This window comes from Anabaena sp. CCY 9613 (assembly GCF_963920895.1).
Taxonomy (GTDB): Bacteria; Cyanobacteriota; Cyanobacteriia; order Cyanobacteriales; family Nostocaceae; genus Cyanocohniella.
In genome coordinates this window covers 1-13496 of sequence record NZ_CAWUDE010000027.1, presented here as the reverse complement: position 1 = coordinate 13496, position 13496 = coordinate 1, and the positions used below count along the sequence as shown (strand labels likewise).

General features: G+C 37.8%; 11 protein-coding genes. All 11 read right to left on the bottom strand.

Going from position 1 to position 13496, the window contains the following annotated elements; translation table 11 throughout:
• Nucleotides 1-35: 35 nt before the first annotated feature.
• Complete coding sequence (locus ACM0OT_RS22325) at nucleotides 36-860, bottom strand: FkbM family methyltransferase (protein WP_414566579.1); 825 nt, start codon at nucleotides 858-860, stop codon at nucleotides 36-38.
• Between the two features lie 166 nt (nucleotides 861-1026).
• Nucleotides 1027-2190: a glycosyltransferase family protein gene (locus ACM0OT_RS22320; protein WP_414566578.1), complete on the bottom strand. Its 1164-nt coding sequence runs from the start codon at nucleotides 2188-2190 to the stop codon at nucleotides 1027-1029.
• Nucleotides 2191-3192, bottom strand: coding sequence for a glycosyltransferase family 2 protein (locus ACM0OT_RS22315; RefSeq protein ID WP_414566577.1), 1002 nt, complete (start codon nucleotides 3190-3192; stop codon nucleotides 2191-2193).
• A gap of 47 nt (nucleotides 3193-3239) precedes the next feature.
• The gene (locus ACM0OT_RS22310) at nucleotides 3240-4112 is read right to left on the bottom strand and encodes a hypothetical protein (protein WP_414566576.1); all 873 of its coding nucleotides are present in this window, start codon (nucleotides 4110-4112) and stop codon (nucleotides 3240-3242) included.
• Between the two features lie 158 nt (nucleotides 4113-4270).
• A complete protein-coding gene (locus tag ACM0OT_RS22305; protein WP_414566575.1) occupies nucleotides 4271-4873 on the bottom strand; it encodes a serine acetyltransferase in 603 nt (200 codons plus the stop codon).
• Between the two features lie 41 nt (nucleotides 4874-4914).
• Nucleotides 4915-6297: an O-antigen ligase family protein gene (locus tag ACM0OT_RS22300; protein WP_414566574.1), complete on the bottom strand. Its 1383-nt coding sequence runs from the start codon at nucleotides 6295-6297 to the stop codon at nucleotides 4915-4917.
• A complete protein-coding gene (locus ACM0OT_RS22295) occupies nucleotides 6287-8428 on the bottom strand; it encodes a GumC family protein (protein WP_414566573.1) in 2142 nt (713 codons plus the stop codon). The genes ACM0OT_RS22300 and ACM0OT_RS22295 overlap by 11 nt, the downstream gene beginning before the upstream one ends.
• 97 nt (nucleotides 8429-8525) lie before the next feature.
• Nucleotides 8526-9782, bottom strand: coding sequence for a glycosyltransferase family 4 protein (locus ACM0OT_RS22290; RefSeq protein WP_414566572.1), 1257 nt, complete (start codon nucleotides 9780-9782; stop codon nucleotides 8526-8528).
• A 23-nt stretch (nucleotides 9783-9805) separates the two neighbouring features.
• Nucleotides 9806-11029: a glycosyltransferase family 4 protein gene (locus ACM0OT_RS22285; protein ID WP_414566571.1), complete on the bottom strand. Its 1224-nt coding sequence runs from the start codon at nucleotides 11027-11029 to the stop codon at nucleotides 9806-9808.
• A 1029-nt stretch (nucleotides 11030-12058) separates the two neighbouring features.
• A complete protein-coding gene (locus ACM0OT_RS22280) occupies nucleotides 12059-12979 on the bottom strand; it encodes a DUF5331 domain-containing protein (RefSeq protein WP_414566570.1) in 921 nt (306 codons plus the stop codon).
• Nucleotides 12980-13034: 55 nt separating this feature from the next.
• A complete protein-coding gene (locus tag ACM0OT_RS22275; protein ID WP_414566569.1) occupies nucleotides 13035-13367 on the bottom strand; it encodes a (2Fe-2S) ferredoxin domain-containing protein in 333 nt (110 codons plus the stop codon).
• Nucleotides 13368-13496 lie beyond the last annotated feature (129 nt).

The window sequence follows — 13496 nt, the reverse complement described above, 5'->3', positions numbered from 1 at the left end:
ATACCTGATTAACAGAGTTATATAATTAAAACATTTCATAATCTCAATAATTTCTGCAAGCCTTTAAATATATGTTTTATAATAATTCTTACGCGATTTTTGAATATGAAGAATAAATTAATATAAAGATATTTATTGATTTGCTTTTTATGGAAATACTTTGAATTCACATATAGCTGGTCTCCTGCTATATCTCCAACTGTGTCTTTTATTTTGCAAAAACCATGTCTTTGCATAAAATTTTCAATATCAACCTTTAAGGGTTGATCTTCATATAAACTAATTGATTCAACTTCCAACCAAATAGATTTTATATTATTCAAAAAATCTGCTGCACCTTCAAGGACTTTTAATTCTGCTCCTTGAACATCCATATGAATAAAATCAATACACTTAATTTCATAATTTATACAAAAATTTTGGAGAGTGTCTGTATCTACTTGAATAACCTGATTAAACGTTAACCACGGTGCATATTCTATGTGTTTATCAGGTGGAAGTAAGGAGCTAGACTTATTGCCAAAATTCCAATCATCAGTTTTAGGTAAATTTTCTGGTTGTCCTGAAGACACATAAAATAAAGCTTTCCCTTTTTCGTTTGACAAAGCAATAGGTAAAACTTCTACATTATTAGTTGAATATTCTTTTAAGTTAGCATATAGTAAAGATAAATTATTTGGTAATGGTTCAAAAGCATATACTTTTGAGTTAGGGAAAAGCCTCGAGTATTTAATTGAATCTTCTCCTTCACAACTACCAATATCAAAAATTATTATTTCAGACATAGTATCAAACAATTCTTTTAGTTCATGCTCAATAGGAGAAGGTGTATTTATGTAATTTTCTATTGTTAGTCGCATATATTAATTTATGGTCTAAGGATAGTTTGAATTGTTAGCAAATAAATACGGACAGAATAAATTAAGCTACTTTATGAATTTTGAAAAATATCTTAAATTAAATTCGATATTTTCTAAGAAATAGTTAATGCACAATCTACCTTAATAGTTATCTGAAACTATCTAGCTACTGGTATATTAAACCTATTTTCTGAAAGATTTTATTGAAGCGATTCACATAGGTGTGTTCATTCAAAGTCCGCTCGTATCCAGCCTTAGCAATAGCAATTCGCTGCTCTTCATTTTTTAAGTAATACTTTATCTGATTAATTAGATCATCATTATTATCAAAACACTCTACTTCTTTACTAATTTGGTAATAGTCTTCCAAATTTTCTGCTTTACCAGTCAATACAAATCCACCACATCCAGGAACTTCAAAATTTCGTCCTTTAATTTGTGCATAATTTTGTTGACCATGAGATTTAGGCTGTTCTAATACAGAGTCAACAGATAGAAAATTCTGGAATTTATTATACAACTCATTACTTTTGATTTTTACCCTATCACCATATGGAATCAGATCAAGACAGCGAGAAGCTAATCTTTTAGCATAATTGTTTCTTCTTCCAACCATAAAGGAGTTTTGCAGGTTTAGGTTAATACGGCTTTGGTTAAATACTTCAATCATCTGCACTTGTGATAGACGTCCTGTGTTCCAGCCTTTTCCCCATACGTGAACCTTTATTCCTGATTGAACTAGTGCCTCGATTACCTGTCTTCTATTACTATGAGGCTGACCCACAAAAGTTACATCATATTTAAGTGGCAAATCTAACTTGCGATATAAAAAATGATTACAGCCCCATTGGCTTTTGATCACATTGTGGTATCCCATTTGTGCATATTTCGGTAAAGCACTTTCGGCTGTGGTAACTACCCAGTTAAAGCAAGGTGCCCAAAAGCAAGAAAAATTGTCAAAGCGCCAGTGATCATCGGCAAACCAGTTGAGGGTAATAGTATCAGTATTTTCTGAAATTTCTCTAACTATTTTAGGGTCGAGTTCATTAGTGAATAAAAACGTAAACATCAAGTCGGGTTTTTCAACTTTAACTATTTCCATTAAACGACTATTCATCGATAAATGTCCATACTGATGCAACAAGCTCATAAAGTCGAAGTAGATAATTTCGTGACCAGTTTTAATCAGCGATTCGTAAAAATTATAATGCTCAAAGCTATAACCTTGCTCTGGTTTGCCCTCGTCATACTTCATACCCACGTAAAGAATTTTGAGCCTCTTATTACTAATGGATGGATTAGTATAAGCTATAGATAAATCGGAAATCATTTAATATTTCTCACTTGAATAGATGAAACTTCTTTGTACAAGACTTGATAAGAGTTTGCGTAGTGCATAAATCAGATTTAACAGATGAGTGTAGCTATTAACTCCAAATATTTGCAGTGTGAGAATAGCTACACTCAGGCGAATATACTCCCAACAGTGGCGTAGCTGAGGATAGTAAACGAGAGCCTGCTGCTGAAAATTCTGTGCCTGTATATAATCGCACTCCCTGTTTTCCAAACATTTCCAAGCAAGACGGAGGTTAGCATGACCATAGCTTCGGTTTTTTAAATACAGTAGTTCTGGTGGTGCAGTGTCAAATGCTTTCTCTATGACTATACGGTAAGCTGTTTCAATTGATCGCCAATTTTTGGAAGTGTTGTTAGTGTGTTGTCGATATAGCATTAAAGGTTCTTTAATTACTGCAAAATGATAATGAGCAGCAATGCGAATCCACATTTCCCAATCTTCTACATCAACAGGGAATTCATTCTGACGAGGCGAAAATAGACCCAATCTTTGAAAACAACAACGACGAACCATAACTGAAGAACAAGCTACTGTATTTTTCTCAACTATTTGTTTCCATACATCACCTTCTGCATTCGAATTCATAAATTTCCCGGTAGCTTTCCCTTCTTCATTAATTACAGCCATCCAACTATGTACTAAACCAATTTCCGGATTATTATCCAAACACCGAACTTGTTTCTCTAATTTAGTTGCGTACCATAAATCGTCAGCATCCAAAAATGCTATATATTCTCCTTTGGCTTGATTAATTCCCGTGTTGCGTGCTACCGATACACCTTGGTTTGTCTGCGAAATTAATTTCATTCTTTTATCAGTTAGCTCAACTATCCATTCCTTGATATTATCTGAGCTACCATCATCAATAATTAATACTTCAAAATCACTAAAAGTTTGCTGCAATACACTAGAAATAGTTTCTGGTAAATACTGCATTGCATTATAGGCTGGAATTATAATAGAAACTTTTGGCATAAATTCAGGGCTATTTTCTTTTAAAATTGTGATTTTATTAAGCTCTTTTAAGCCACGTCAAAGTATTTTATAACCTCATTATGTGTAAAAATATTTTTCAGTAATAATGGGTCTACTGAACTTTTTAAAACACCATAATCTCTGGTGGCAAATCTCAATTGTAATACCAAACGATCTTTAAGTATTGGGCGAGTCGCCTTATGAAAACAATAGGGGTCTTCAATAAAACCAGACCCGGCCTCTCCACCAATAGTTAAAATATCTTCATGGTTGTAATAGTCAAGAACTTCCTGGTCTGTCCGCTGAGTTAGAGAAATAATTTGGGTAATTTTCTTTTTTGTATGGCTACCAAGTATGCAAATATGCGGACCACTCTGTAAATCTACATCAGTTAAGTAAAAGAAAAATCTCAGGCAACTATAGTCATCCTGGTCATAATGAAAGAAACCAGCTGTTTTACCAGCATCATAATTTGTTTCGTCAACGGCAAATGTCCACCAAAGCCTGGCATCTGTAAAAATTGGTTCTGTTTTCATATATTTTGCTGCAATCATCCTGATAGCTGGATCATCACTAAGTCTCTTAATTACTGGACAAAGAACATCTACATTGAAGTATGTTGCGATAGAAAAAGGGGCTTTGTTTTTTTCTTCTGCTTGTTTTTTTTGAGAATAGGAGAAACCGCATTTGCTATCTAAATTACCATAACAATCTGTAGATAGAGCAAACTTCATTATTTTCCAAGAAATATTTTTTGGTAGTTTTATACCTAAATAGCAACCATATTTATTTAAAGAATTAACAACCTGATCTACATCTATTTCTTGAAAAACGGATTTATTTAAATCATAGTGATTTAATTCAGGCTTTCTAGATATTTTTTTGAATAAATTCCTAAAAAATACAAATCGACTCAACATAGAAATCACAGTCCATTGAGGATTTATGATTGTCTGATGATAGTGTATTTGTAACCTTGAATTCAATTGTCGAAGTTTTTTGTCCATCTGTAAAAAATTAGTATATTGATAATAAATTGATTTCATTATGCCATCCTCAAACACAAAAATTAGCAAACTCATGAGGTTCTATACTCATTTAAGGTAGGATTAATAGTCAGTTCTAAATCACTTTCTAAAGTGTGTGTAGATAAGTTAGTCGAAGTACTATTTAGAATACGAATAATCTTTGCTGGGTTGCCTGCAACTACAGCACCTTGAGGAATGTCTTTTATAACTACAGCACCTGCTCCAACGACAACATTATCCCCAACTTTGATTGGTCCAATAATTACAACATTTGAGCCGATATCTACATTGTTACCTATTCGTGGTGAGGCGCTTATAGAACCATCTAGTAATTTTTTATTACCAATAGTTGTCGAATGTCTCAAGGTACAATTTTCACCAATTATGGTTTCGCAATTAACAACCAAACCATGACCGTGTTGAAGTTTAATATTTGACCCTATTTTTGTATTCCAAGGTAATTCAATACCCAATATATATTCTACTATTAATTGATAAAATAAGCGATAAATTTTTGATATTTTTTGTCCACAAAATGGTAAATCAATGATTAATTTATTCAAGCGAAACATCGATAAAACAATGCGGGACTTGAAGCTTGTATCCTGATTATTTTGCCAATCCTGGAATAAGTAATCAATTATGTTATTCATATTTTCTCGGAAATAATCTTGTCAACAGAGTGATATTCAAGTTATTTGAAAGTCATATTTTCTCTAATTTGCTTTTCATTCCAATTCCAGCCAGCAACGGCTATCAAAGTCCACCAGTAGAAGAATAAGGTAGTATGGCTCCAAATATTCTCGGTAATCATTCCCACATATATGGATGTCAGCATAGCTAACAAAATAAAACACAAGTTGCGTTGTTTACTCCCGTAAGGTGTCTGCTGAATTAATTGCAAAAGATATGTGAACTGAGCAGCAAAGAATGCCAAAAAAGTTACTAAACCAATAATTCCTCCTTCTACTAAAGCCCGGATGTAATCATTGTGGGGAAGAAGTCCATTACCTGCCACTGGTATACTTAGACCCAAACCATAACCAAAAATTGGACTAATTTTCCAAGCATTAAGTAGTGAATACCATTGAGAAAGCCGCCAGTTAAAGCTATTAAAGTCTCCCTCTGACAACAGAATTGCCCGTGATATATCGATATCTGGATTAAGTAGTGGTGTTTGAGTAATAGAGACTAGACGTTGTTGCCCAAACTCTGTACTAGCAAAGAGGGCTATGACTAAGCCGAACAACAACATTCCACCAATTAGCTTGGCTAAATTTAACCGAGGAGTAATTAAAACTAGGATAAAAACTGCAATCATTAATAAGCTAAACAGAGTGTTAGTACTAACAAGGAAAAAACACAATAAGCCCAATAAAATTAACCAAAACCAGTGTTTCTGTGTCCAGTTCAGCTTCCACAACACAAGACTGATAAACAGTAACAAAAAAGTAGCAAAGGTATTTGCTATACCGAAAGTACCTACGATGCGAGGATTTGCTTGAGATATCTGCAATAATCCTATTGTGATTGGTAAGAGGATAGCTAAAAACAGGCTAGAAATCACTTTTTGGGGAGGAAGTTTATCCTTGAGTTGCATTACTAGTAAATAGACCATCACCCAAGAAAATAGACGTACCCACTCACGGATACTAGCTGGCAAATATGAAGCATCTAGCCCCAATACTCCTAAAGGTAGAAGGATGACCCAGATTCCTTGTAATGCTACCCAGCCAGCTAAAAACCACCAAAAGCGATCTGTGTGAACAGTGCGACCTGTCAATAACAATACTGTGACATACAGCAAAGTTAAAGCATCTAACCCAATAGCAAACACAGCTGGTATCTGTTGAGCAGAAAAAACATCCAAGGAACTACGCAATATTAATAGCCCCAATACGGCTTGCTCAAACTTGGCAAAGAAGTAACAAACCGTTCCTACTGCAACTACAGCTAAAACTAGTAACCGAGGATTAGCTCCTGCTAAAAATCCAGAAACTATACCAACTCCCACGCCTATCAATCCCAACAATATTGCTAAAACCAAATAGCGACTGGAGCGGTGATTAGTTAACATCTTCAGACCTCATGGTAGATGCTTGAGCTGTCAAACGCCTGTTTGATTGATATCCATTGTGAGTATCGCGGTAATACTCTTGGGTCATACTGGTCATTTCATTTACCACAACTCCCAGTACGGGTATGCGATTTTCAGTTAATTCTGATACTGTTTTTTGCAGAACTTCCTTGTGAGTTACGTTGGGACGTGTAACCAAGATGATGCCATCACTCTGCTGAGTCAATGTCGCAGCATCAATACTTGCACAGAGAGGAGGTGTATCTATAACTACTAAGTCAAAATGCGCTTCTGCTTCTGCTATTAGAGATTTCATGGCTGTAGACTCTAGCAATAGAGAAGGATGTTGGTGTAGTTCACCGCAAGTTAGAACTGAAAGATTTTCAATTCCTGTTGGCTGAACGACTTCCAGCAGAGATTGATTGTTTTCCAGCACATCGCTAATTCCTGGGGTTGCAGCTAAATTAAACAACTGATGTTGTACAGGTCTATGCAAGTCAGCATCAATAATCAAAGTCCGGCGCGATAACATGGCGGAGACAGTCGCTAGGTGCGAGGCAACAATTGACTTACCTTCACCAGAAAGGGAACTACTGACAACAATTACTTGCAAGTTTTCAGGATTGCGAAATTCTAAAGTTTTGAGGAGCATACGGTATGGCTCAACCAAACTGACATCGTGAAGGAAAGTTGCTGCTGAATCTAGCTTTAAGGTTTGAGCAGTTAGACGTGGCAATATTCCTAGTAATGGTAACTGAAGCAGTTCTTCTGCTTCCGAAGCATCTCTTAAGGTGTTATCCAACACCTCCAATAACAGCACAATGCCAACGGCTAAAATCATCCCGAAGACACTAGCTATGAATAACACTATTGACAGCTTTGGCGATGCGGGTGAATCTGGTATTGTTGCCCTGGCAATAATGCGGATATTACTTACCAGTTGAGCTTCTGCTATCCGTGCTTCTTCAAATTTTGTTTGTAATAATTTGAGAGATTCTGCCGCCTCTTCTCGTTGGCGAACTAAAGCGGTTAGGGGTTGTTGTTGTATTGGTAGTTGTGCCAGATTCGCTTGGAGTTGGACACGCTGGTTTTGGACAATTATGAGCTTATTTTCCAAGGCTGCGCGCTCAATTTTCTGAAAAATGAGTTGGGATGTCAAGTTCTGGGAAAGCTCGTCATGTGCAACTTGTTCTGGAGCGATCGCACTATTATTAGGTGACACCATAGCCAGTTTTTGGGCATACAACTGACGCAGAGTATCCCGTCTTTCTATCAAGTTGAGCAAAGTGGGATGATCCTCTGTAAACAGCACACGACCTTCAACTACCTGTGCTTCCAATTCCACAACTTTAGCGCGGATTTTTTTCAATTCTTCATCACCACCACCACGCACTGCTGAATAAGCACTGTTAAGATCCCCAGCGCTGGTGATTTGCTCCAAATCACTGATACGAGACAATACTTCTTGCAACTGGCTTAAAAGAGTCCGCTCTTGGGTTTCTGATGTCGCTAAACTATCTACTAAAGTTGTTGTTTGCTTTTCAAAAGAGACTATGCCACTTCTTTGTCTGTAACTGCTTTCCGCTGCTTCAGCCATTGTCAGATACGCTCGCTGTCTTGGAACCTCCGCTTCTAAAAATTTCCTCACAGAGCGAGCTTCTGAGCGGATAGCTTCTACACTTTCTGCTACCATTGCTTCTGAGATAGCATTCAGAACGTTGACAGCTAACAGAGAATCTGGCGATTGATAGCTCAGTTCCAAAATATTTGTAGCTGGAATGACTTTTACTTGCAAACCCTGACTAAGTTCAGCGGTTGTTATTTGTTCTGGGGGAGAAAGTTGAGCGATCGCTCTTTGTAAAACCCGTTGTGATTTAATTAATTCTGCTTGAGTAGCTAGTGGGTTAGAACCGCCTGGTGTAGTTACAGGTACTTGGCTGAGGTCGCGTCCTAATTGAGAAACGCTTACCTGTTTTTCGTCCAGCATTAGCCGTCCTGATGTTTTATATAATCGTGGAGTCACAGCTAAATAAACAACTGACCCACCAATTACTGAAGCAAATGTAGCTATAGCTGGTAGACTATGCCGCTTTAAGACCTTCATTAGTAAAGATGAAATGTTCTTTCCCATTACCTTTGTTTCTTCACCTTAAGTACTCTCTAAAAAACAAAAGGTTGATGCATCCTGGAATTGCCACCGATTTTCTCAGTGCAGATATGTGAAATACTTATTTTTCTAGTGTTGTGGCATAATCAGAGGCTGAGGCTTTGCGCTCAACAACTTTACTGGAAGTTGCATCAGTCCAGCCAACTCCAGCCATATTGACGGAAATAGGTTCGGATTTCTTGATAGTTGCAGAAAAATTCAAAAGTGTTGAATATAGCTTTAAATTTTCAGCAGTAATATATTCCCAGCTATAGTTCAATTTCACATACTTTTGGGCAGCAACAGCCATTGTTGCTAATTCCTGCGGATGATTCACAGCCCAGTTCAGACAATCAATACATGAGTCTAGGTTTCCTGCTGGAAATAGTATGCCACGTCTCGGATTTAATAATTGCTGGTGGGGTGGGATGTCACTAGCCATGACTGGGATACCTTCTTGCATAGCCTCCAGCATTGCTAAAGGTAATCCTTCCAAATCAGAAGGTAGAACAAACAACCCGGCTCCTCGAACAATTTCTGCTAGACGCGCTCCGGAAAGTTCACCTGCAAAGACTATATCTTGATTCTTGGCAATGGTATTTAATAACTGGGAAACATAGGACTTAGTATCGCTGATGCCACCAGCGAGAACAAGTTTCCATCCCAGTGGTTTGAGTTTACTAAAAGCTTCAACGAGTAATTCGGGACGCTTTTCGGGAACAAGTCTGCCTAAAAATAGAATGTAGCGTTTCTGTGTCAAACCAAGGGAGGTACCATAGCCAAAGTTACGATCTGAATCAGCATAGCCGGCAGCAGCGTTAGGAATATAAACTGTTTCTCTACCATAGGTTTGCCAAAAGTAGGATTGCAAGTTTTTTGATACCACAACAATTTCGTCAGCAAAGCGCACTGCGGCTTTTTCACCCGCAAGAATCAGGCGAGTAGAGAAATTGCCCCATTTTGCACGTTGCCAATCTAAGCCTTGACAAGTAACAACAATTTTTGCGGAGGTTGCCAGTTTGGATATGCTGGTAAATAAAGATGGCCCCAAGGCATGAAAATGAATGATATCGTATTGCCTTCTAGAAGCAGCGATCGCTCCTAATGCAGAGCCGATAAAAGCATCTATGCCTCTGAAATCAAAACTAGGTAAGGAAATAACTCGGACACCTTGAAAATCATCATTTTTCATCCAACGACTGTCAGTGTAAGAAGAGCGGGCAAATAAATCAACACTATGACCCTGCGCTACCATCCGGGGATACACTTCTGCACAGTAATGTTCAATACCTCCCTGTTTGGGTGGTAGTCCTTTGACACCAATTACAGCAATTTTCATAAATTTGTTCAGTGAGAAATTAGTTATGCTTCAGAACTAACAGATGAAAAAGTTCGCAATTCCCAACGATTGAGCATTTCTCTGTAGATATTGCTGATGACACTGCTAGCAGCATAAGGGCTTGCAGTCCGCACACAAGAAACACTGGGATAATTTTCTGGCTGTAGTAGTACCTGGCGTATACTATCTGCTATGGATTCTGGAGTACGTTGATTACACACTATTCCACTATCATCTGTCAGTAATTTTGGAGTTTCACCAGTTCGAGTTGTGACGACTGGAGTCCCACTAGCAAGGGCCTCTAGAACCACCAAAGGTAAGCCTTCGTAGACACTAGTCAGAACAAAGACATTGCAAAGACGATGCAACTGTGATAATTCTGTTTGGTTAACTGCTCCTAGCATTGTCGCTCTTTCAGTTAAGCGGAGGATATCAATTTCAGCCCGAATTTTCGTTTCTAATTCCCCATCTCCAGCTATTAGTAGATGAGTATGAGGTTCATTTAAAGCGGCGAATGCACGTACTAATAAAAGTGGATCTTTGTCTGGATGTAACCGACCAGCAAATAAAATAAAACGTGTTTCCGGAACTAAACCCAGTCTCAAAGCCAGTTTATGCCTTTGTGCTTCCCGTTCTTGGTGACTCAATGGATAGAACATTTCGTTGTCAAATGAATTTTTGATGTAGGCAATGCGATCGCTCATACTGGGATAACGCTGGCGATATAATTCGGCAGAATTGCTATTACACGATAAGATTTGGCTAAACTGACGAACTAACAAATTTTCCAAAGCAAAATAGGCTGCTGGAAACCTGCGCCACGTAATTGCTTTTTTATCTCCAGTAGGTTGCATCTGTGCCTGAATATCAGTGTGAATAAACAGGGTTTTTTCCCCGGGCCAATTCAATGCAGTTAAAGTTGGCTCTAATCTATGAAAATGCATGAAATCTGAAGCAAAGCAACGCCCTAACAAGGCAGTTGTATACTTAATTGTGGTTGGAATTAGACCCCGAATATTATCATTTTCTAAAGTAAATAAAGGCAGAAAACTAATTTCTCTCCCAGCAAATTCTGCTTCTTGCCACTTTAGATTTGGCTGAAATCTATCATTTCCTGTTCCTACAAGCCGCAGATCAAATTCGCTAGGTGCGTACTTAATAAATAGGCTTACCAGTGTTTGAATACCACCAATACTAGTATGCCAAGGATTAAACTGGTAAAAAATCGTTAGGACAGGTTTATACATGTAGAGGAAGGATTCAAGAAGGGACAATTGATAGGGGGTGATAGAAGTGAGGAAACATCATGTTTATGAGTGAGGTAAAACCAAAAATTTAAAGCCATGAAGAGCTAAACAAATTTTTCCAAAAACAATTGCTTTGGTCTAAAAAATCAAGGCTTCAAAACCTATACTTGTGAGCGAAAAAGTAGTTTCCAACTATTTACATATCGCTAAAGCCTTTGAGGATGGATTTGTTTAGCGCAATGACATTGGATGTTCTTTACTTGGAGCAATCTTTATAGAAACGATTAAAGCATTGAAAAAAATACAAAAGAAAGACAGTTATATTCTTGATGGATGAGTGTGTTTTACTCTCAAGAGACATTTTTTGTAGATCTAGATAAGACAGATATACGAATTGAAATCCCCATAAAACAGATACTTTGTTTTTGATAACATCTTTAGGGGTTGTACTCAGAATACACACATGTTAGATATCATGTCTAGTCCTTATGCAACACCAATTAATGCTTTTTATTCACATTCATCGGGAAATACAGTTTAGTGATTCCTCAAAGGCTATTTACAAGGAAGATCATGGGTGAGTCCCAGTTTTTATTTTGCAACGAGATAATAACTGTCATTGCGTAAAGCCTCCGAGGGTAATCAGTTAAGAGGCAATAAAAGGATACTCTATATAATAAGCGATCGCACGAAAGTCTGATTTTACAAACTTTGGTAGCTCAGAATATTTTGCCAAGAAAGTTATTAATTATTTTAAATTTTAGAGTTTTATAATTGAGTTTTATGTTTAGCTTTTGCAATTCAAACAAAATAAATAAATTTACCTATAAGTTTTGTCTAAAATTCTACAGATGCGCTGGCAATAAATAACATGGAAAAGAGGCAGAGGGGCAGAAGGCAAGACTCTAGTGATACATAACTCATTCTCTATTAAAAAAATTCGTTGCTCTAGCCTCTAATTCCTAGCCCCTAGCCTCTATTCTCAAACTAGGTATGACCAATTCTCTACTGATATGTTGATGTCCTAATTCAAAGGCTGATAAAAACAGCGTCTTCTCGTTCGTATTGCCTACCCTGACAAGACTCATCTATCCAAGAAGATAAACTACGAGCATGACTATGAGGTGTCGATGGAACTTTCCGAGCAATTTCTTGTGGTTGCTGTTTCGCGTGGTTGCCATTGTTGTCACCGATGGGATTAGGGAACTGGCATAAAAAGATAGTCCCAACTAAACAATTTGTCTTAAGTAGAAGAGTCCAAAACTTAATTGGTATATAAGTTAACCGCGAATCCTTAATTTCTGGTTTGGATAGAACTTTGGCTTTGCTGGGTAAATCAATAGTAATTGCCAAAGGCGATCGCAATGGTTTATGTTGCCGGAGTAAGCTCATTGGTGACTTGGGCCCAGGCGGAGGCGCAACCTTAGTCGCTACTGCAACCGATGACACAGTTTTGTGTATGCCAACGACCTCATTCGTAGCTGTCATTGATGAAACAGGTTGAGGAAGCCGCAGCACTTCAACACTCAGCGGTTCAGAATCTGTGATTTCCGTATGAGCATAGGCAGCAACTTTCGGAGCAACGGTAACCAATGGTACAGATTGAGGTTGGTGTTCGCAATCCTCCTCCTGTGCAGACTTAGTTTCCATCTGGGTTACAGTTAGAGAACTCTCTAAATTTACTAAACGTAACTCTTCATCAGGATTGAAGTTAAGACCTAAAGCCGTGATTATTTTATCGGGATTGTCATTCAAATCGACAATGAAAGGAAGTATTTCATTCAACTGCGATTCTAAAACCGACAAAGTAGCCAAAATAAAACCAGAGGAAGGACGCCGTAGTCCATTGTATGTGCCCCAAACCCTCATGGTGCCAAGCCAAGAACGATTTTGCTCGTAGTAACTCAGCCACTTCATTTTCAATGATTGACGTAGCTGCTGAATATTCATTAGATAGATGCCTCGCTTCAGTCAACAGTGTGTAGTATTTTATATTTTCCAGCACTTATCCCTGGGGATGAAACCGATAATAGAGCATTCGTTTGACACTTTGACCACCTAGTAAATGTTGTTCTACCACTAGAGGTACTTCTTTGGGTTGAACCCCGCTATACCAAACCATATCTGGTAATACCAGCACCATTGGCCCATTACCACATTGTCCTAAACAGCTACTGGCCGTTATTTCTACATTGGGAACTGGCAAAGCGGTAAAAGCAGCTAATACCTTTGCTGCACCCTGCTTTTTACAGGTACGATTTTGGCATACGCGCACGCATTGAGAGACAGATGATGGATCTGTTTTTGGCGAGTTTGATGGTTGAATTGTGTTTGACATGTGTGAATGAGTGGTAGAACATTGGATACTGGGATGAAACTCATACCCAATACCCAATACTTAATACCTAACCTGTGACAACTCTCACCGCTAATTGCAAGCAATATAGCGGGAGCATCTCAAATTCAC